Consider the following 21361-nt stretch of genomic DNA (forward strand, 5'->3'; position numbering starts at 1 on the left):
CTGCGTCCGACAGTGGTAAGATTGCGCACCTATGGTCAAAAAATCCAAGATCAGCAAGGAAGACAGTGAGTTATTCCGCAGCACTGTGGGAACTGTCAGACCGCTACAGCACGACAAGATCGAGCCGCAGCCGCCGCGTGCCAAGCCCATCCCCAGACAGACTTGGAGGGATGAGCAACAGGTACTGCGAGACATGCTGTCCGACGACATCGATACCGCCGAACTGGAAACTGGCGAGGAAATGCTGTTTACCCGCCCCGGCCTGCAACACAACCTGCTGCGCAAGCTGCGCCGCGGTCAGTTCAGCATCGCCAGTCAGCTCGACCTGCATGGCCTGACCGTGCCTGAAGCACGCCAGGCGCTTGCGGATTTTTTACGCGTTTGCCAGATGCGGCAGATGCACTGTGTGCGGATCATCCACGGCAAAGGGCATGGCTCCCCGCATAAACTGCCGGTGTTGAAAAATAAAGTGAATAGTTGGCTTCAGCAGCGCGATGAGGTGCTGGCCTTTTGCTCGGCGCGCGCCGTTGATGGCGGCACCGGCGCGGTTTATGTGCTGCTCAAGCGAAGGCCTGCGTGAAGAATGGATATTGCCTGAAAAACCGGGTGGAAACGCTTCACCCACCCAGTGTGAAAGTCAAACACCGCCGCCGCAAATTTCACATGCAACTGCGCGCGGCGCACATGGGCACGTCACTCTATTCTCTATTTTTTATGACTTCGTCTATCACTTCCAGGTAACGTCTTATCACAATCCTCTCGTCAAATTCACGTTGCATTTTCTCCCTGCCCTTACGACCCATTTCAGCCCGCTGCTCACTGGTCAGCATCAACATACGCTCTAATATATTTGCCAAATCTACCGGGTCTTTAACTTTACACAAATAACCTGTTTCACCATCATCCACCACCTCACGGCAACCTGCCACGTCAGTGGCCACGATCGGTCGAGCCATTGCAGAAGCTTCCAGTAAAATCCTTGATATGCCTTCACGATATGAAGGCAAAACAACGCAATCAGCATTGGCAATATAGGGAGCCACATTATCCGTTTCACCAAGATATTCAACCACCTCCTCAGCTACCCACCCATCGACTTGCTCACGAAGAATGGCCGTGCGATTCGCCACACCTAATTGGCCGAGCAACTGGAAACGAACCTTTGGATGCCTCGCTTTAACCAACCGCGCTGCCTCAACAAACTCCAACACGCCTTTATCTCTGAGCATACGTGCAATCAACAGAAAAACCGTGGACGAATTGCTTGCCGGCGGCGCAGCTATAAATTGCGTAAGATTCACCCCCGAACCCGGCACCCGCTCCACTTTCTCTGCCGGCACCAACCCGCGCTCGACAAATAAACCCATGTCATCCATATTTTGAAAAAACACCTTGCGCGGCCAAGATTGAGACAGCTTGTATAACCTCTCAACAATGCGCGTCAACCAAGATTCACGAATAAAAGCTGTGCCTAATCCCGACACCATATTGATACAAGGCAGCCCGAGCGAACGCGCCGCCAATGTGCCGTAAATATTGGGTTTGATGGTGAAGTGCAACACTAAATCTGGCTGAAGCGTGCGGTACAGCTTCCGGTAAGCCAAAAAAGTCTTCGCATCGGCGATTGGACTTGACCCTTTGTTATCCATCTCAATATCATAAACATCACAACCCAATTCGCGCAGCCTGAGGCTGAACTCATCCCAAGGCGCAATGACCACAACTTTGAAATGTTGCTCGATAAGCGCGCGAATAGTGCCGATACGGAAGTTGAACAAATACCAGGTCGTATTGGATGTGAGAGCAATTAATTTCAAATCTATTGTGCCTCCAGCCATGCCTGAAACATCAACACATTCCACAAACGTGCCATCCAATTACGCTGCCCGCTCAAATGCTCCGCCCATATTTGCCGAATCGGCTCTGGATGAAGATAACCCTCGCGCAGTAAGCGCGCCTCATCCAACAAGTCTTCCGCCCAGTCACGCAACGGCCCGCGCAGCCAATTGTCCAACGGCACACCAAAGCCCATTTTGGGGCGATCGATCAGTTCACGCGGTACGTGGCGGTAAAGCACTTGGCGCAATGGCCATTTAGTTTGACCATCACGCAGCTTGTATTCCAGCGGTAAGCTCCAGGCAAATTCAAAGACCCGGTGATCCAAAAACGGCACCCGGCTTTCCAGTGAAACCCCCATCGTAGCGCGATCAACCTTGACCAGAATGTCGTCGGGCAAGTAGCTGATGCTATCGAGCACCATCATGCGCTCCACGTCATTCAATTCTTCCAACGTAGGTCGCGCACCCCTCAAGTGTGTCGGTGGTTCTTTGCCGTTAATCACCCATTCAGCCGGATTTTGCAGATGTGAAACAATACCAATGTAAAGTTCATCCACCGTGCGACTAGAAAGCACCCCTGCACCCTTGTGTAATTTATCTCCCAACGAAGAATAGTGTGCCGCACCGGGAATTAAACGCGCCAAGCTATCCCACCAGTCCGGAGCAATCGAAGTAATCCCCTTGGCGACAAGCGCACGTAGCGGGGCTGGCACAACCGCCAATTTTCGCCACAAACTCTCCGTAATCTGGTAGCGGTTATATCCGCAAAACAACTCATCTCCCGCATCACCCGACAGCGACACCGTCACATGCTGCTTAGCCAATTGGCTCACCAAAAAAGTGGGTATCTGCGATGAGTCCGCGAAAGGCTCGCAATATAAGCCAGGCAAACGCGGAACCACCTTCATCGCCTGTGCTGGCGTGACATATAGCTCGGTATGCTCCGTACCCAAATGCTGCGCCACCGTCTTGGCGTGAACTGCCTCGTTGTAACCTTCTTCGTTGAAACCGATGGTGAACGTTTTGACCGGGCGCGAAGATTGCGCCTGCATCAACGCGACCACCGTACTGGAATCAATACCCCCCGAGAGAAATGCGCCTAACGGCACGTCGGCCATCATTTGCTGGCGCACTGCGTCTTTGGCCAACACCTCCAGCGCGTCCACCGCCTCATCAGCCGTTCCCGCAAATGGTTTGGCCACGCCAGCGCGCGCCACTGCAACCGCGTCCCAATATTTCCAGATCCTGGGTTCAGGCCGCGCTAATGAAACAGACAACAGACACCCCGGCTCCAGCTTGGCTATGCCTTGATAAATAGAATACGGCGCAGGGATGTAGTTATGCCGCAACAGCAAGCACAGTGCGCCACGGTCAATGTCTGCAGCAAAGGCAGGATGCGCCTTGAGTGCCTTAAGCTCCGAGCCAAACAAAAATACCCTCTTGTTATCACTGCCCTGCCAGCCGTAATACAGCGGCTTCTCGCCAATTCGATCGCGCGCCAAGGTCAGCGTATGTGTTTGCCGATCCCACAACGCAATCGCAAACATACCGATGGATTTCTTGAGTGTCGCCTCTACCCCCCAAGCCTCAATCCCTGCCAGCAACGTTTCCGTATCCGAATGCCCGCGCCACTCAATGACGTCCCCCTTTGAAAAAGGGTGACCAGGAGGGAGGATTTGCCCTAGCTCCTTCCGTAACGCCAAATGATTGTAAATCTCCCCATTAAACGCGATCACATAACGCCCACTCGCCGACACCATCGGCTGATGCCCAGCGGGTGACAAATCCACAACTGCCAAACGTCGATGTCCCAACCCAATCCGCTGCTCGCTATCACACCAAACCCCACCATCATCCGGCCCGCGATGGATGAGCGTATCTGCCATACGGCGCAGTAAAGCCGCATCACCGTCGGCACCCACTACGCCCCCCAGAAAACCGACCAAACCACACATCAGAAATCGCCCTTCAAAGCATTGCCAAGATACACGTTGAGCCTGAACACATCGCAGTCTGTGCAGCACGATCTATTGCCGCGCCGCCTCTAATACCCTCTCCAGACCTTGTTACGCCCCCCTTGTTACTCACTATCAGATGCCAGCGTTGAGACGGCTCACTTGGTCGATGAGGCCGTCAAATATCCGCCTGGATACCACGATAGGGAACTCCGGCAGGAGTTCATCCGCCACTGATTCGATCACTGCTGGCGTCATGCCGACTATTCGCTGGATGACCGCTTCGAAATCGGATCCCAAGGCATTGGCCTTGGCCACCGCGTTCCAATGTCGGCGTTGGATCTCGGCGATCCGGTAGTGGGTGTTCTTCGTATGCAGCGCCATGGCCATCTTCACTTTCTGCCACTGTAACTCGCGAGCGCCTTTTCCAATTACCGGCCAAGCTGACATCACATCGTAGAGCGGCGTTAGCCAAAAGTGCCCCTGCGGTCCAATGGAAACACTGAAATTCTTGGCGTGTCCATCGGGTGCAGCGAGCATCCAAAATATGAGCTGAGCCGTCAGAAAGTTTGTGCGGTCAGACTCGGCATTGTCGCTGCCGCGCAATGTATCAAGGATGGATGCGATGCCGGGTCCACCCTGTTCCTCATACTTACGTTCCGGCGGCAGTCCTGCCACTTGGCAAAAGTCTTCCTGCGGCAAACGAGCCCACCAGCCGTTGATGAGGCTGCGGTCAAACCGCGTGACCGCCAGCACCTTGTGTCGGCCGAACATTTCAATGGAACAGTCAGCAACCGGCAAACCGTAAGCGCGCACCAGCTTTGCGCAAAGCCATTCGTTCTCGACGGAGGTGGAAAAGTCGGCGCGCATTCCACCCACCTCGCCCAACGGTAGCTTCAGAATGTGCGTTGTGGGAGTCGTCCCACGCGGTCGGCACCATTGATCGTTGTGCCAGAGCAGCGCGGTCTTTTCCTGTGCCCCGGCAATTGAGATTCGTAGCTCATCTTCTTCGGGCACACCAATGTTACGATTGCTTACAGTGTCATTGAGAATTCTTTCAACATCGGATTCGGAAAGCGGCTCGGCGTCGATTCGTCGAACATCAGGAGCCGGACTACCACCGGGAAGAAGTTGGAGAGCGCCAACACAATCGCGGCCGATCTTCTCGAGCAGTTGGAACGCCTGCGTAGAGCCGGTACCGAATTTGGACGCCAAGCGCTTGCGGATGCCCAGGCTATCGGGAAGCAAGTTGTCGAAATAGGACTCGACGACGCTCCCTGACAACGGAGCCGTCCCTTGGGAGAGCGGCAGCGAAAGGGATAGTGGCCGCCCCTGTGGATTTTCGAGCCAGGATGCATCGTAGGAAAATGAATGTCCGCCTGCCGAGGTAAACGTCCAATGACCCACGAACTCGCCGTTCATCCAGACGTCAAGCACCTTTCTGGATGAGGGGCGCCCAGCCATTACCATGGTTCCCGAGGTTTTGTTTTGAGACTTCCTGTGGCAACTACTTTTTCCGATGTTTTTGCCGAGAGGGGGTGCCGTGGCTCAACCTGAAGTTCTGCCTCCAGCGCCATCAGGACAGTGAGCAGTTGGTCGATGGACATCCTTTCAGGGTGATTTTCAATCACCGAGATGCGTTCCTGGGACAAGCCAATCCTCTTGCCCAGCTCACCTTGCGACCATCTCTTGGCTTTCCTCAATTGCTTTAGGATAGGCCCGAGCTGGCCGGTAGTGCGAATATTGTTAGTCATGGCAAATATTCCTTAATATTTATTTATGCACATGCTAACCATATTCTCTATTTGATATATTTTCAACATATTCTCTATTGGATATATTTAATAAATATTCGTAATCAAGAATACTTCCCAACCGTCCGCCGACACCATCGACTGATGCCCCGCAGGCGACAAATCCACAACAGATAAACGTCGATGCGGCAGACTCACCCCGGTCTCACGTCAAACCATACGCCACTATCGTCTGGCCCACGCTGGACAATGGCGTTGCCCATGCGCTGAAGCAGCGCGTGGGGTGGCGGCATCGTTGCACTGCCATGGCCTAAACAACCCGCAAATCCACACACGGTCAGCGCCCCTCCCCAGCAGTGCTTAACAACGCTACCAGCCGTAGCACCACTTGCTGAATACAGTATTCCGCTTCCACACGCTTGCGCCCGACCTTGCCCATGTGCTGCCGCAGAGCGGCATCACTCAAAAGCCTGCCCAAGGCATCCACCCACTCACTGGCAGTATCCGCCAAGAAACCATTTTCACCTACGCGGACAATCTCGCCATTCACTCCTACAGGGGACGCTACCACCGGCAAGCCGCAGGCCATGTACTGAATGAGTTTATATCCACACTTGCCCCGCTCCCAGGGCGAATCAAATAAGGGCATCACGCCAATGTCACACGCTTGTATCGAAGCCACCTCTGTTGCTTCCGTCCACTGCACAAACTCCACATCCACGCCAGGCAGATCAATTGAACCCCCACCAACCACCCGTAACTTGAAAGCAAACCGCTGACCAAGCACCACCAAAGGCTCGCACAGCAACGCCAGATAACGGACGGTAGAAGGCGAACCGACCCAAACAATGCGCAACGGCTCGTCGGCAGGGGCCAAGGTGGGCTTGGCCGCATACCTGTCCAAGTCAATCACCGTGGGCAAAATCTCGACCCAAGGCGCGCCAGCATCCTGCGCCCGCTGCGCCAGATACGCATTGCCCGCCACCACCAAACGCGCACCGGCCATCAGACGATCTATACGATGATCAAAAAACCGTCGTACTAAAGCAGAAGAATGCTGATCGTAGTTATGGAAAATAGCGTCGTCGTAATCCAGCACGTAGGGCGCACCGCGCAACAAAAAGCGCTCAAGCCACACAGGCAACCACGGCAGTGCCTCTTTTTCTATCCACACCACATCAAAATGATGACGCTGCATCAAGGTGCGAACACGCCGCCGGTAGGCTTGCAACAAACCAAATAACTGATAACCACCTTTTTTGTAGCGCACCTGAAGCTGCGCATCGTCCACAAGGGGCGCGACAGTGCATTCAAAACCCGCTTTCTCAAACCATGGCAGGAATTGCAAAAAGCGCATGCGTGACGAGGCGCCCAGTCGGCCATAGCGGGTGAGAAGCAGCACTTTCATGATTCCGCTCTACTCATACGTGTTGCGTTTCTCACAGACGAGAGTGTTGCTAGATAAATAACGAAGGAACTTAATCGCAATCGAATCAAGAAACGCCGATCGAGATAACTTATAACTTGCTTTATAGGGAAGGTGAAAAATTTGACGTAACTTGAGCAAGTAAAAATCTGCGCTGAACCTAAAACTTGCGCGAAATTTATTAGTTCGCGCCATGTCCAGAATTTCACTTTCGCTCGAATAATTCGTCCAAAAATAAACATAATCTGCATGCTTTATTGAAAATTCCGATCTTGAGATTCCAGTACGTTTATTATGATCACGAAATTTTCCCAATCCGAACAGGCTTAGGAGGGAAATATAGCTATATAGCAAGTCGTGAGAACGAATGCGATGCACCCAAGGCAAGTAAAGATGGCCTTCGTAAATGTAATGCACAAGTGGAGCAAGATGAACAGCATATCCACCATCGCGAAGCACACGGTATGATTCTTTAAAGAAAAAAGGCTTATCGTGTACATGTTCGAAAACCTGATTGGATAGAACAACATCAAAAAATTTATCAGGAAAACCCCATGTATCACCAACATACAATGGTTTAATTCGTTCCGACCACTCCACATCAGAGATATCGGATGACAACGTTGCGATGGCCTTCTCAAGGAATCCTGTAGCCTGAACGCCGTGATCAACAACATCGAATCCATAAACATCGACAGATATATTTGGGTGTACCAATTTAAGGGTCTTCGTGAAATCGAGTGGGTGAAATTTAACATGAAAACCTCCGCAAGCCTTGTGGCATCAGGCAAAATGCATCCTGCACCTGTTGCAGAAAATGGGAGGTTTTTTCAATGGCTATTTCACGCAAACCCAAACGCATTCTCGACGCATACCGATTCCCCTGTTTTCGCCCGCTGGAAAAGATACGCGGCATCTTTGGCGACTCCAAAGCACGGATCATCACGCTCGTTCGGCGCTCAAAAAAACGGCCTGCAACAGTTGCGGCAGAACGCGCTCTGGTTGGTACGACAAGAGGCTTCGACGAGTTCGCGACCTCTCCTGTGGCGACACACGTATCTATCTGGAAATCGAAATTCGACGGGTGCTTTGTCGGCACTGCGGGAAAGTGAAACGCGAACGACTCGACTTTCTCGCCGACAACCCACTCTATACAAAGCGATTTTCTTGGTATGTAGGCAGACGGTGTCGCGCCAGCACGGTGTCGGACATTGCCCGCGAATTGCTTCTGGACTGGCACACCGTCAAGGAACTGGACAAGCAATACATGACCGCGCAACTGGAACGCGCCGGAACGCCAGCACCCAAGGCCATTGGCATCGACGAAATATCGATTCGCAAAGGACATACCTATCGCATTGTAGTCAGCGACTTGATCCGTGGTCGTCCCATCTGGTTTGGCGGTGCCGACCGTTCGGAGGACAGCATGCGACAGTTCTATGACTGGCTGGGAGAGAAGAAATCCAAAGGCATTTGTCTTGCAGTGATGGATATGTGGAAGCCCTTTCGTAACGTAACCAACGAACGCGCCCCGCAGGCGGCCATCCTGTTCGACAAATTCCACATCATGAGCCATCTCGGCGATGCTCTGGATAAAGTCAGAAAGATGGAATATGCACGTCTTCAGGGCAAGGATAGGCGCTACATTAAGGGGCAGAAATACGTACTGCTTTCCAATCACGAAAATCTGACACTGGACGGCAGACGTTCTTTGAAGGCTTTGCTGGCAGCGAACAAACGGCTGAACACGGCGTACCTGCTGAAAGAGTCGTTTGGCCAGTTGTGGGATTACAGGAGCGAAGCATGGGCGCGGTGTTTCTTCGAGAATTGGAAAACCAGCCTGAAGTGGCAGCGCCTGAAACCTTACGAGAAATTTGCCGAGATGGTTGAGCGCCATTGGGATGGGATCGCAGCCTATTGCAAGCCAGAGAATAAAGTTTCACTCGGCTTTGTTGAGGGGCTCAACAATAAGATATGCGTCATCCAACGCCGTGCATATGGTCTGCGCGATGAAGAATATCTGCGACTAAAAATACTCACGTCTATGCTCCCGAGGCTCTAAAAAACATGAAATTTACCCACACGATCACGCGAAGAGCCCAATTTAATAGTCCTGTGAATAAACGATATTAACCTGCCATCCCCACAACCTGCATCAAGTATTCGAATGTAGTGTGCGTCGGTTGATATCAAAGTATTCAAACAAGAAAACAAATGTTGGTGCGTTAATGAAGCAGGAGTGGGTAGTAAATTTAAATTCATAATTAGAAACCTACTTTTAGTAAATCGCTTCCAAAAAGGGCAACTATAAAATATTTGCCAAATCCCTATACAGCATACCGTAAGCCTTTAGCGTAATCCGCACATCCTGCACCCCCCCGCGCGGTAGCGAGAGCGCTAACCGGCTGACTGGCTCCAACACCAGCGTCACTCCCAACAACGCCCAAGCCTGCCAGGGTGTGAAATGCTTGAAACCGTAAAGCAAACGACTGCGTAAGGAATAAAACAATCGGTGTGCCTTTACCTGGCGCGAAGTGCCGCCACCGGCGTGGAAAGCCTGTGCCTCGGCAAGATAGACGCTACGCCAACCGGCTTGGCGGGTACGACGGGACAAGTCCAAGTCCTCAAGGTACATAAAAAAGCGTTCGTCAAAACCACCCAAGGACTCGAATAACGAGCGCCGCATTAAATAAAAAGCCCCAATGACATGATCAACCGTTACCGTTTTATCATGCACCCATTCAGTCATGTGTGTATTCAAATGCCGCAACCCCGGCAAACGATTTAACCCCAAGGCTTGTGCCATAAAGATGTCCAAGGAGGGAAATCGCGCACAGCTTCGGGTAATGTGGTTGTTTTCATCCACAAGCTGAATGCCGACGATACCAACGTCGGCATTCTCTGGCTGTTGCATGAAAGCCAGCGGAACTGTCAGTGAATTCTCAAATAAACGTGTATCCGGATTCAGGAAAAGCAAGTATTCGCTGTTGGCCAACGCTGCGCCTTGATTGCATGCAGCACCAAACCCCCGATTCTTATTGTTACGGATGATATGAAGAGGGAATGACAAATCCGAGGGTGCTTCGACATGCACGAGGGAATCGTCTGTGGATGCATTATCAACAATGATGACTGACGACACAAAATCATGATGATATTGCCCGATGCTGGCGACAACATCGACCAGCTGCGAGCCAGCGTTCCAGTTGACAATGACAACCGTCAATCGGCTCATGTCCTCCCCTCGCTGGAATGGCTCTCGATCAAATAACGATTGATGATCGCCAGCGGCAAAAAGATAACCCACATGAAATCGAATTTTTCAAGATAAGGATTGGTGGCATTACCGATCAAGAAACAGGTGGTTCCCACGAGGATTGGGATCATCAAGTACCCATAGGCAAGGGAGTGCCGGGCAACCTTCAGCCCCTGCCAATAAACCCAGACGACGCAAGAAGCATATACCAACGTGCCAAGTAGCCCCGTATGGAAGAGCAGCGCCAGATAGGACAACTCATACGCCCATGGAAACTCATAACTGCGCAACGAGCCACGCGCTGCCGCGCCGTGTCCATAACCCAGCAAAGGACGGTTCTGCCATTCTGAAAATAAAGCTTGCGCTTGCTCGGCCCGCAACGAAGCACTTCTTTCCCCGGAAAAATCAAACGCTGAAAACAGCTGCTCTGCCATTGCAGACAGATCTAGGTCAAGCTTAATTTGCAAATACCAGAGTACCGCTGCAATTACTATCACAAGCAATAGCAACGCGGGGATACGAGATGTCGTAGCAGCTCGTGAATCTACCGATGAAACTGAAAGCCAGGACAAGATCCAGTAAACGACTGGAGCAATCAACAAAATAAGCCATAGGGCACGACGACCGCTGGCAAATGCAAGGCCCAAACACAACAAAAATGCAAGCCAAAGCCAATATCGTGCCACAATCGTGGCACCCAGTTTTCTCCAATGAACGAGTGCGGCGAATAAAAAAGGGACGAGAAACAGAAGCGTCGATATCGAGTACATGTTGTATTCGACATATCCTTCGTATAGCCCAATGCCCTGCCCTTGATCAATTTCAATGTATAGGGCGTTTGGTAACCAGCCGAGCACATGCCCGAAGTAAGTTGCGCCATAGATACCAATCGCGATCCCAGCCCAGATCAGTACCGCTATCAGTTTCCGGATACTGATCTCGCTGATAAGTCCCCCAATCAGCATCGTAAATACCAGCGGCCAGAGCACATACACTGTTCCGACACGCAATGCACCGGGCGCTGCACCTACGGCCCCAACCACCATAAAAACAGCGCTGGTCGTCACAAAAATCAATGTCCAACCCGCTATTGATCGGTGCAGCTTGAAATTGCTCCCCCGCTGCCATCCCACGACAATGGCACTTAGAAGAACAGCTAAAACGCCCGCCTTGATTGACTGATAAGTCGTCGGAACAAACAGCATTGAAAAGAAAAGCGCCATCCCCATCCACAAAAAAATTCTCTCAAGCATGGAGGACGGGAATGTGGAACTCACTGGTCTCCCCCTTTATTACTCACCCACAAACCCGATGAAATGCGATGCATAAGGCCAGATAAATATGCTTCTGAAAATTCCTCTGGACGCCGCCCTATTATGGAGGGGCTCTTTATCCCATTAAAAAAATCGATCGCCACTGACGTGGCACCATCGTTGTCTATGTCCACCAGAAACGCCTGCGGCAACTTCTCACAAACCCGCCAAGTCGCGCTTCTCCGTTCGGTTACCACCAGTATCGACTTTCCAGTCGGGATGTACTCAAACAACTTGCTGGGGATAGCTGCATAGGAAGCAGACAACAGCAAAAGCCCATCTGCCTGTGGCAACAGTTGCAGCAACTCATGACGGGGCATACTGCCAAGGCATTCGATGCGCCAGCCAATTTCCTGGAAACGTAGCCTGAATGGCTCGATGATTTTCATCTCATCGTCCGAAAGTGATCCAATCAATCGAATCACACCTTTGGCAGGCTGAGTAGACAAATTCTGCAGCAAAGGCTCCAGCAGAAGATCTGGCAATTGGGTCAAGCGTGACCCAATAAAACGGCCCGCATGAATCAGTACCAGTTCCTCTTCAGGCCCCTTGGGCTGCCTTAGCGGCAGTTCAGGCATATTTTTCGGGTAGCCATTGGTCAGCACCTGAACTTTATGAGCAAGCGCGGGGTAGCGTTTACACAACAATTCTTTCCATACATCTGAAGTGACCTGGATGGCTTTGGCATCGCGGAGGATGCGTGCCTCCATGCGACCCTCCAGCCAGCGACGTATAGCAGAACTGCGTAACAGCGGCTTCAATGGTTCGTCCAGCCACCCATCACGCATGTCAACAATGTGCGGCGTACCTGTGCGGCGTGACAGCAACCACGCCCCCACATGGGCTGATTCAGGCGGACTCGATGACAGAATAAAATTCGCGCCTTCGATAGCACGCAACACTGCGGGGTGCCGGGCGGCCGCTTTGGCCCATACTACGGTGGGGTCTGGGTTGAACAGCCAGTACGCCAAAGCTCGCCGCAGCTTGTTGGGCTTGCGCAGCGAAACGGTGGTGGTGCCCGGTTCCATATCACGATAAAGCCCCAGGCGGTCATGGACGGTAATTTCCTCGCCCCAGATTTCCTGACGAATAGCGTCCACACTGCCAGCACGTACCATCACGATGTAATACCCGTCTTCTACCAGCCAGCGCACAAAACGATCCACACGGTTGTTGCCGACATGCCCGGCCTGACGCCAAAACGGAGCAAATATCACCGCTTTTTTCACATCGCCACCAACGTTTTGTAGTGCGCCAGCAAATGCTTGGCTTGCTTGCCTTTGTGATATTCCGTCTCAATACGGCGCCGCCCGGCCAGCGCCCATTCAGCCCACCGCGATGGGTGATGGATAACGGTCTTCAAACACGCTACCAGCGCTTCCACATTTCGCTCCGGCGCAAGCAAATGATGAAGGTGGGAGCCAACCACTTCTGGGATGTCGCAATGGGTTGTACTCACCACGGGCATGCCCGTGGCCAACATTTCGGTAATGCAAACCGGCGCGCCGCCTTCAGTATCACCATCTTGCGCAGTCATGCTGGGGTGTAAAAACACATGGTGTTGGTAGGCTTCCTCTAACATCTGCGCATGTGACTGGTAGCCCAAGAGACGGGTAAGGGGTTTGAGGCCTGTACGCTCAAGTGAGATAAGAATCTTGTCTTTTTCTCGCTGACTTGCTTCATCCTGCCCAGCGTCGCCAATGAGGGTGAGTTCAACGGGTATGTCGCGCCGAACGCTGCCCAAGGCTTCTATGGCAAGAGAAATCCCTTTTTTCTCACGGAATGAGGCTGCGATAAGCACTTGCAGCGTTTCACCAGGCTGCCATTGCCGAGGTCGGAAATCAAACTGCTCAACATCCACCCCCAAATGCTGCACTTTCACCTTATGTGCCGGACAGCCCAACTCGACGATGCAGCGCGCCATGTGGGAGCCTTCGCAGAGAATCAAGTCAACCGCAGCAAAAAGCTCGGCGTAACGTTTACGCCAGATGGGAAACTGCTGGGGCAGCATGTTTACATCCAGTCCATAAAAGGTCACGACATGTTTGGCGCCCAGCTTGCGAACAGCACCCAAATTTGCCCAGCCAACATTGCCAAAATGGGAATGAACAATCTGCGCGCTGGTCTTTCGCCCCACTTGCACCAAATAATCCAAATGTCGCCGCAACCGCAGCTTGCGTAAACCTTTATCGTAAACCTGCCGCCACTTCGGTTCATCGGCCAGGCAATGAATGTTTGCCACGCCGAATTGATCGAGATTCTCCGTGCGTTCGCAGACCACATGGGCATCCACGCCCAGCCGTTGCAATTCGGCCACCTGGCTGTGCATCCAGGTTTGAGTTTGCGGAAGCCAGACGGGATAGCTGTGGATGACAGTGAGTTTATTTCTGTTCATTCTTCACCGATTCACCAACGCGCTATAAATACGTTTAACCAGCGTGCGCTGGAAAACCAAGCTCAATAAGGCATAGATGACCATGCCTAACGCCACTAACAATCCAAACCGAAGCCCGATCGCCTCATTAGCGATGGGCAAAAACATTTGTGCGATATAAACCACGCCCCCCATCACTGCGCTCAATAAAATTGGAAGGGAAATATTTTGTAAAAATATTGTCAATTTCAATCCAATCAAGCGGAACGGTACCCAGAATGACGGGGGAAACAAAAGCAACATAACTGCAAGATACGCGATGGCCACCCCCTCAATCCCCCAAGGCAAGCCCAAGGCAATTGCAAGTACGGCAAGGGAACCCGCAAAAATGCCCCATTTGAACATGACATCGGTGCGGCCCGTTGCAACGTAGAGGCTGCCTACCGTTGTGCCGACAGACTGCAACAAACCGACTGGGGCGAGCCAGAACAATAAATCAGACACCGGTTTCCAACGTTCGCCAAGCGCCAAAATTACGAGCGGCTCACGCAAGACAAAAACGCCGACCATCAGCGGCGCAGTAATAAAAATAATCGCGCCCGTTGCCTGGACAAATGCCGCACCAAAATGATCGTGCTTCTCTTGCAGACGACTGAATGTCGGCAACAATGCCCGACTCATTACAGCCGATATATTTTGCAGTGGCCAAAGCATCAACCTGTATGCCATCGAGTAAATGCCCAAATCCGCAGCCCCCAAAAACCGCCCAATCAGTAGATTGTCTGCGTTTCTGGCGAAATAATTGAATATGTTGAACCCGACAAGATTGCCGCTAAATCCCAGCAACCCTTGAATTTCTGCCCATCGCCCCCGCCTACCGGGCCGCCACTTCGAGACAAGCCACAGCGCACCTGTCGCAAGTGCGGCAGAAACCAAGGTCTGCGCTACCAGGCTATACACACCCCAGCCAGCCCAAGCACCCCCGACCGCAACGGCCAAACCACCTAATGCAGCGATAGATTCCAGCAATGCCAAAGGGCGAAAGCGTGAGGCACGTTCAAGTAAGGCCTGATGCACCGCCCCCGTGCTGGCCAGTGGGAAAACCACTGCGAGAACCCACAATACTTCGGTCAAACGCGGCTCCGAAAAACCCCAGGCAATAGCGGGGGCAAGCGCTGCCAGCAACACCATCAAAGCCAATCCCACTGCCGCGTTGAACCAAAATACTGAATCCAATAGTTGTGGCGGGATATCTTGCCTCTGAATCACTGCAGCGGCAGTGCCCATATCGCGGAACAGGCTGGCGAAACCCGTCACAACCGTGGCCATGGCCACCAAGCCAAAGTCGGAAGCAGGCAATAGGCGGGCAAGTATCACGATACCCAGCAACTGGGCGCCTAGCTTTACGGCCTGAGATACGGAAGACCACTTGATGCCTGATACCGTTTGACGCTTGGTGATCGTCAAGGTTTCTTCGCCACAACCATATACATCCAGGTCCACTGTTCGGTGCGATCGAAACGATCAAGGAGGTAAGCCATCCCTTGCAGGGCCAATCCCAGCCCGTCGATGATGCGTAGCCAGCGCAGCGGCCCCCGGTTCAGTCGGTAGAGGTTGTAGACCAGTAATTGGCCGAAGGTAACCCAGAAGCCGGACAGCGCCTTGATCTCAACCACCTCAAATCCGACCTTCTTGAACAGGTAGTCCAGTCCGTACTTGCTGAAGCGGTAAAAGTCACGCGGCTCTTCGTGCAGGTGCCAGATAAATGGGACGCTATAAATCGCCACGCCGCCCGGCTTCAGTACGCGATAACACTCACGCAGAGCCTGTTCGGGCTCTTCCAAGTGTTCGAGAACAGCAGAGCAGAGCGCAGAGTCGAACGAAGAATCTTCCGCCGGGATAACATAAGCCGTACCAAAAAGATCGACATTGTCCTTGCTGTGGAACGTGCCTTCGTGATCAACGCCGACGTGTTCGGTGACGTATGACTTAAGAAGTTCGGCGTAGGGTTTGGTACCGCAGCCGATGTCGATAATGCGACCAGAGATATACCTCTTACCCATATCGAACAATTCTCGCTGCACGATCCATTGTACAAGAAGGTTCTTAGGGCTCGAATTGATTACTCCAAGCATTATTTGTTCCTGTTTAATATTTTGATAACTCTAGCCGGTGCTCCACCAACCAGAGCATTGCTAGGCACATCTTGCGTAACTACAGAGCCCGCAGCAATGACTGAATCATCACCAATCCTCACGCCGGGTCCAATAACAGCATGGGCATAAACAATGACCCGATCACCAATTATTACCGGAGCAAAACAATGATGTTCTGGCCCTTTTAGGTAGTCTGTCCGGCTTGAAAAAATTCCAACCCCTGGTCCACAATCAAAGTTTTTGCCGATGCGAATTCCACCGGGACCTGCACCATAAAATACACAGTGAGGCGAAATCACGGCCTCGTCACCGATTTCCAGAACACCCTGTCGCTCGCACCAATCCATGCCACCAAGATGTAAAACAACACCAGTTTGAATTTGGACATTTTTACCAAGCTTCAAATTGGCTATAGCTCCCTTAATAACCACACCTTGCTCAATCTTCGCAGTAGGAAATTGCCTACTAATTCGTTGGATAGCAAGGAATACCCTCAACATATTCAGAATCGCGGCAATCACTTTACGAATCTCCTTGCAACTTGTATGGCGGCAGTAGCGGTCGAGACCAGTCTCGATGTTGCTACTATCACGTTGGATTCGATTGCTTGCGCACCGAAGCTACGCTTAAATGCCATGACACCCTCAAGTCCCCCGCTGGGATTAAAGTCAAACCACTTAGAGCCCCGCTCAGAAGCGTCTTTGATTACTTCATACATCAGCAAGTTTACCGGTCTTAATTCGAAATGGCTTGATAGTGCCGCCCCATGCCAGTACACAACATGCGTCGGAGAATAGAAACAGAGCGCCCCTGCAATCATTAAACCATCATGCTTGGCTAACCAAAGCCTGACATTGGGTGATGTCCGCCGAAAAACTGCTTCGAAAATATCCCAAGAGTAAGCTGACGTTGTGTTTTCGCCCCAGCGATTCAATGAGTCCTCGTACACACGAAAATAGTTTTTCCAGTCTTCTAGGGTTTCGGCTACGCATACCTCGACCCGTGCTTTGCGTGCTTTGCGTGCAGCCGATGCGTGCCCCTTTGTCCAGCCACGATAGATTTCTTCGAAACCGATAGATAAATCCAAGGCATGGGTCTCGCCCTCGGTTAGGCAGCCAAGTCCGCCAGGATGTAATACCTTTTCATAAGGATTAAAGCGCCATATCAAATCGGGATAACGCTTGACGATCAATTGCATCAGCAATTTTTGCTGTGGCTCATCAAGCGAGACTTTGGCAAGCCACCCGCCAAACGTACCGCCTGGCGAGGAAATATGTCGCTTTGCGAGACCTTTGAGTGTTTTTTCTTTACTGAACGGCAAAACAATCTGCGTCCCATCAGAAAGTGCAATCCCCAGAGGATCGGGTGTAATTTTTCCCTGACTGTAATCCGCCCATATCTCAACCCACTCTCTACTATGGAAATAGGTTGAGTACAGACAATTACGCCATGCATCATCCCACTCGCCCGCTAATGGCACCCAAGTTTTTACAATGCTCAAAGTCATTGCTTGGTCAGTGCTGCTTTTACCGCAACGACGACATTTTGCTGGTCTTGTTCCGTCAGCTTCGCCGAAATCGGCAAACTCACAATCTGCCGTCCAATGCGCATCGCATTAGGATAATTCTCTGGTTTCCAGCCGAAGGTTTGCTGGTAGTAAGGATGTTCCGGGATGCTCATGTAATGCACACCCACACCAATGCCTTCGGCGGTCATGCGATCAAGGAACTCATCCCGCGAGACACCAGTTTTCTCTTTATCAATAAGAATGGTGAACAGGTGGTAGGCGTGGCGGGTATTTGCTTCTACCGGGGCGGGCAGGCCGATGGGCAAATCCCAGAAGGCTTTCATGTAATGCTGCCAGATTTGGCTACGCCGCTGCCCATAGGCTTCGACACGCTTCAGCTGGTGAACACCGAGCGCGGCTTGCATATCCATCATGTTGTATTTGAAACCACACTCCACTACTTGGTAATGCTTGAAACCTTCATCCCCAAAGCGTTTCCAGGCATCTTTGCTCATGCCGTGCAGGCCGAGTACCTTAAGGCGGGCAATATCTTCGTCGCGCTTGGCGAGCACCATGCCGCCTTCGCCAGTCACGATGTTCTTGGTGGAATAGAAGCTGAAACAGCCAAAATCGCCGAAGGTTCCGGCCTTACGGCCTTTGTATTCGGTTTCAATGGCGTGGGCGCAGTCTTCAATGACCTTGAGGTTGTGTTTTTCGGCGATGCTCATGATGGCATCCATATCGCATGCCCGCCCCGCAAAATGCACCGGGAGGATGGCTCGGGTACGCGGGGTGATGCGGCGATCGATCTCGTTCGGGTCAATATTCATGGTTGCCGGATCAACATCGGCCAGTACCGGTGTGGCGCCAGCGTGAATGATGGCGTTAACCGTGGCGCAGAAGGTGAGCGGCGTAGTGATAACTTCGTCGCCAGGCTTAAGATTTGCCACCAGCAGACTGAGATGCAGCGCCGCCGTGCAGGAATTGAGGGCGACGGCTTGGGGGACACCTTTGTATGCGGCAAAGTCGGATTCAAACTGGGCCACGCGTGGGCCAGTGCCGATCCACGAACTTTTCAGGCAGGCGATGACTTCATCGATTTCAGCCTCTTCGATGAGCGGTGAACCGAAAATGAGAAAATTTTCTTTGGGGCGTATCGGATTCATGGGTGCGTGTTTCCCTTCAATTGAATTTTTGTTGTGGCGCGACATGTTCAGCGGCATAACAATTCCACGGGTCGACCGACAACCGACTTTGCTTTTTCTCACCAGATGCAGTGCGGGGATTATCCACGGATTCCGGTAATCAAACATGCAGTCGATTGTCGCTCATGACTTGTACGTGTAGCGGTAGACATAGCCCTTGTACCCGTAACGGTAGCGCTGACGCGTGGTATCCAAATCGTTGAACACGAAGCCCTTGACCTGCACCCCCCCGTTCGCCCTGAGCCTGTCGAAGGGTTCAGGATGCGTGGCGGGTGGTTCGACAAGCTCACCACGAACGGTTAAACGAACAGTATTGGCACAGGTGATACATGTTGCGTTCGCATTCGCGCCATGCGTCTTGCAGCCGAAGTATTGAAACAATGTTATTCATAGCAAAATACCGGTTTGTTTGGCAATAAAAAAATGGGTGGTCGGATTTTACGTGAAGGGTAATCCAGCAATACATCTATTTTTTGCTCTCCCAGTTTCATTTGAATCTTGGCCTGAAAGGTACAACAGCTCGCGCTATTGCATCGACATCAACTTGATCTGTTTCGATCAAAAGGTCGATGTCCCCTCCTCGTTTGTTGTCATCCACTCTTGATCCAAACAGCCACACATCCGCTCCCATACCAAAGGTTTCAGCAACGGCTGCGCGAATGATGGTGCGCTGTTGATCTGTTAGTCGCATATCTATCCTTGTATCGTACCTTGTTGTTGAGCACGAGCGCGCCAGCAACTTTCACCGCCACGGCGATCCCGTTGAGCAGGCTAGTCTTAACGGCTCTATGTGGAATACAGTGGGCAATCAACTTTCAACCTCAGGCAGAAGATCTAAATCCGTTCGTCCTGACCCTTCGTCTGCGCTCAGGATTAAAGGTATTGTCGAAGGATGAGCGGATTTACTTTTCGCCAAGCGAGAAACTTCTGTCCAATCGCCACGCATCATGGCTTCTTTTTTCTTACGGCTCCATCCTTTGATTTGCATCTCGGCCGTTAAGGCTTCTTCTCGAGTGACACACTCCTGCGACCAAGCAAGCTCTATCGGACGGCGCGTTGCGGTATAACCCGCACATTCTCCGGCTAGATATTGCCCCATTCGCCTTTCAAGATTGTCGGTGTGCCCGGCGTGAGCTACCGTCGGCACAGCGGAGAATGTAAACCCAAAACATTTCATTTGTCCTTTTCAGACCATCCGTCCATTCTTCGACAGGCTCAGGACGAACGGTTGGTGGTGGACACACGCGGCGTTTCTATCTGGAATTGGAATAATGGGGAATTTCCCTGTTATCTTGGGCTCCATCGTCATAATAATTGCCCATCTTTGAAGGCAATATCGTGGATGGGCAGACGCATGAGGTTGGGTGCGCTGAGCAGCACGTCCACCCTGCGTCCGTGCATGGTGCGTGACGCTAAGGGCCTGTTCATAAAACGTCTCTCCATTTAACCGTGTTTTCTCACCATTTCATTGGCGAACATCGCGAGATCGTCACAATGCGTTGCAATGATGCTGCGCACAATCGCCCAATCAATCTCGCGGTAATCATGCACAGCAATATTGCGAAAGCCGATCATCTTCTTAAGATGGTCGGCAAGCGGTAAGGATATTTCCTGCGCCCGTTCCAGCAAGTCGAACGCCGATTTGCTGTCCTTGGGCAATCCGAGCCTCTGCAATCTGACGACGTGCATGGCAAGGTCTATCGCCGCCTCGCAGGCGCGTTGCAGGTTGAGCACGATGGCATCCTGTGCATCGAAAGACTGATCCAAATCCTGCTGATGGCGGGCATAGGTGTCATGCACTCGCGCCAAAGCGCGCTCTATTATCTCTGCCTTGTTCAGCACAATGTCGTTCATGTTGGGCGCGCCTCTGCGCCAAAGACGCTGCCCCGCTGTTTGATGGCGGAGATGATCTCTGCCCGCTCTTCGTTCAGCCGTGCGTATTTGGACAGCGCGGTCATTTCAAAGCGCTGCGCCGCCGTTTCATCACCGGTATAAATACGTTCGCCACTGCTCACAACATGCGCGACAAAAACAGTATCGCATCGGTGCAGGTCGGCGATGTCGAGATTATCCTCACGACAGGCCTTCTGCAATTCAGCGGAAAACGACATCGATTTTTCAAGCGCTAGTGGCCGTTCAGAAAGAAAGGCAAGATCAATGTCGCTATCGGCACGCATGTATTCCGTGCCAAAAGAACCATGCAGATACACCGCGATCATTTTCAATCCGGTTGCCTCAATCGCCAACGCTATGGATTGACGGAACTTGCTCAGATCATCTCGTTTGATGGTGCGCATCACACTAACTGTCCTCCGATTTCTTGCTCGCGTCGCTTGGCGATACCTTCTTCAAGCCATGAGGTCACGTCTTGCATCAACACATTAATCTCCTTAGCGCCAAACAACACCGCAGAGCGCCCGTCAGTGACGTTCAAATATAACACTTATTTATGAACAGACCCTAAGTGTTGAACGTACCAAACCATCGCCACTTTCAGCCCTTCGCTTATGCGGTGGGTGGGTTGATGGCCCAATAACGTGGCGGATTTTCTGATATCGGCCAGTAATTTAGTTGTTA

Annotated in this window: 21 protein-coding genes and 2 pseudogenes; 2 read left to right on the forward strand and 21 right to left on the reverse strand. The window is 51.9% G+C overall.

The window, feature by feature from the left end:
* Positions 1 to 31 precede the first annotated feature (31 nt).
* A complete protein-coding gene (locus tag M3A44_09020; GenBank protein ID MEQ6341776.1) occupies positions 32 to 580 on the forward strand; it encodes a Smr/MutS family protein in 549 nt (182 codons plus the stop codon).
* Between the two features lie 118 nt (positions 581 to 698).
* Here M3A44_09020 and M3A44_09025 read toward each other — a convergent pair whose 3' ends face one another.
* The 6 genes from M3A44_09025 to M3A44_09050 all read right to left on the reverse strand — a co-directional run bounded on the left by M3A44_09025 (position 699) and on the right by M3A44_09050 (position 7690).
* Complete coding sequence (locus tag M3A44_09025) at positions 699 to 1838, reverse strand: glycosyltransferase family 4 protein (GenBank protein ID MEQ6341777.1); 1140 nt, start codon at positions 1836 to 1838, stop codon at positions 699 to 701.
* Positions 1820 to 3793: an asparagine synthase (glutamine-hydrolyzing) gene (gene asnB, locus M3A44_09030; GenBank protein MEQ6341778.1), complete on the reverse strand. Its 1974-nt coding sequence runs from the start codon at positions 3791 to 3793 to the stop codon at positions 1820 to 1822. Before asnB ends, M3A44_09025 begins: the two co-directional genes overlap by 19 nt.
* A gap of 135 nt (positions 3794 to 3928) precedes the next feature.
* Complete coding sequence (locus M3A44_09035) at positions 3929 to 5215, reverse strand: type II toxin-antitoxin system HipA family toxin (GenBank protein ID MEQ6341779.1); 1287 nt, start codon at positions 5213 to 5215, stop codon at positions 3929 to 3931.
* 41 nt (positions 5216 to 5256) lie between these two features.
* Entirely contained in the window at positions 5257 to 5547 is a 291-nt protein-coding gene (locus tag M3A44_09040; GenBank protein MEQ6341780.1) for a helix-turn-helix domain-containing protein, read from the reverse strand.
* 337 nt (positions 5548 to 5884) lie between these two features.
* A complete protein-coding gene (locus tag M3A44_09045; protein MEQ6341781.1) occupies positions 5885 to 6955 on the reverse strand; it encodes a glycosyltransferase family 4 protein in 1071 nt (356 codons plus the stop codon).
* Positions 6956 to 6964: 9 nt separating this feature from the next.
* On the reverse strand, positions 6965 to 7690 hold the full coding sequence (locus M3A44_09050) for a class I SAM-dependent methyltransferase (protein ID MEQ6341782.1): 726 nt from the start codon (positions 7688 to 7690) through the stop codon (positions 6965 to 6967).
* A gap of 58 nt (positions 7691 to 7748) precedes the next feature.
* Between M3A44_09050 and M3A44_09055 the strand changes: the two genes are divergently transcribed.
* Complete coding sequence (locus tag M3A44_09055; protein ID MEQ6341783.1) at positions 7749 to 9035, forward strand: ISL3 family transposase; 1287 nt, start codon at positions 7749 to 7751, stop codon at positions 9033 to 9035.
* Positions 9036 to 9278: 243 nt separating this feature from the next.
* Here M3A44_09055 and M3A44_09060 read toward each other — a convergent pair whose 3' ends face one another.
* The 15 genes and pseudogenes from M3A44_09060 to M3A44_09130 form a co-directional block, all read right to left on the reverse strand.
* Entirely contained in the window at positions 9279 to 10208 is a 930-nt protein-coding gene (locus M3A44_09060) for a glycosyltransferase family 2 protein (GenBank protein MEQ6341784.1), read from the reverse strand.
* Complete coding sequence (locus tag M3A44_09065; GenBank protein MEQ6341785.1) at positions 10205 to 11506, reverse strand: O-antigen ligase family protein; 1302 nt, start codon at positions 11504 to 11506, stop codon at positions 10205 to 10207. The genes M3A44_09060 and M3A44_09065 overlap by 4 nt, the downstream gene beginning before the upstream one ends.
* Entirely contained in the window at positions 11503 to 12771 is a 1269-nt protein-coding gene (locus M3A44_09070; GenBank protein ID MEQ6341786.1) for a hypothetical protein, read from the reverse strand. Before M3A44_09070 ends, M3A44_09065 begins: the two co-directional genes overlap by 4 nt.
* Positions 12768 to 13937, reverse strand: coding sequence for a glycosyltransferase (locus M3A44_09075; GenBank protein MEQ6341787.1), 1170 nt, complete (start codon positions 13935 to 13937; stop codon positions 12768 to 12770). The genes M3A44_09070 and M3A44_09075 overlap by 4 nt, the downstream gene beginning before the upstream one ends.
* A 3-nt stretch (positions 13938 to 13940) precedes the next feature.
* On the reverse strand, positions 13941 to 15419 hold the full coding sequence (locus tag M3A44_09080; protein ID MEQ6341788.1) for an MOP flippase family protein: 1479 nt from the start codon (positions 15417 to 15419) through the stop codon (positions 13941 to 13943).
* On the reverse strand, positions 15380 to 15979 hold the full coding sequence (locus tag M3A44_09085) for a methyltransferase domain-containing protein (protein ID MEQ6341789.1): 600 nt from the start codon (positions 15977 to 15979) through the stop codon (positions 15380 to 15382). The genes M3A44_09080 and M3A44_09085 overlap by 40 nt, the downstream gene beginning before the upstream one ends.
* A 71-nt stretch (positions 15980 to 16050) precedes the next feature.
* Positions 16051 to 16593, reverse strand: coding sequence for an acyltransferase (locus tag M3A44_09090; protein ID MEQ6341790.1), 543 nt, complete (start codon positions 16591 to 16593; stop codon positions 16051 to 16053).
* Positions 16590 to 17579, reverse strand: a complete 990-nt coding sequence (locus tag M3A44_09095; GenBank protein ID MEQ6341791.1) for a GNAT family N-acetyltransferase — start codon at positions 17577 to 17579, stop codon at positions 16590 to 16592. Before M3A44_09095 ends, M3A44_09090 begins: the two co-directional genes overlap by 4 nt.
* Entirely contained in the window at positions 17576 to 18745 is a 1170-nt protein-coding gene (locus tag M3A44_09100; protein MEQ6341792.1) for a DegT/DnrJ/EryC1/StrS family aminotransferase, read from the reverse strand. Before M3A44_09100 ends, M3A44_09095 begins: the two co-directional genes overlap by 4 nt.
* A gap of 426 nt (positions 18746 to 19171) precedes the next feature.
* Positions 19172 to 19475, reverse strand: a pseudogene (locus M3A44_09105) (nucleotidyltransferase domain-containing protein).
* Positions 19476 to 19592: 117 nt separating this feature from the next.
* Positions 19593 to 19883: a GIY-YIG nuclease family protein gene (locus M3A44_09110; protein ID MEQ6341793.1), complete on the reverse strand. Its 291-nt coding sequence runs from the start codon at positions 19881 to 19883 to the stop codon at positions 19593 to 19595.
* A gap of 344 nt (positions 19884 to 20227) precedes the next feature.
* Positions 20228 to 20638, reverse strand: coding sequence for a DUF86 domain-containing protein (locus tag M3A44_09115; GenBank protein ID MEQ6341794.1), 411 nt, complete (start codon positions 20636 to 20638; stop codon positions 20228 to 20230).
* Complete coding sequence (locus M3A44_09120; GenBank protein ID MEQ6341795.1) at positions 20635 to 21081, reverse strand: nucleotidyltransferase domain-containing protein; 447 nt, start codon at positions 21079 to 21081, stop codon at positions 20635 to 20637. The genes M3A44_09115 and M3A44_09120 overlap by 4 nt, the downstream gene beginning before the upstream one ends.
* Entirely contained in the window at positions 21081 to 21218 is a 138-nt protein-coding gene (locus M3A44_09125; GenBank protein ID MEQ6341796.1) for a hypothetical protein, read from the reverse strand. Before M3A44_09125 ends, M3A44_09120 begins: the two co-directional genes overlap by 1 nt.
* Before the next feature lie 9 nt (positions 21219 to 21227).
* Positions 21228 to 21347, reverse strand: a pseudogene (locus M3A44_09130) (LPS biosynthesis protein WbpP).
* Between the last annotated feature and the right edge of the window lie 14 nt (positions 21348 to 21361).

This window comes from Gammaproteobacteria bacterium, assembly GCA_040183005.1.
GTDB lineage: Bacteria > Pseudomonadota > Gammaproteobacteria.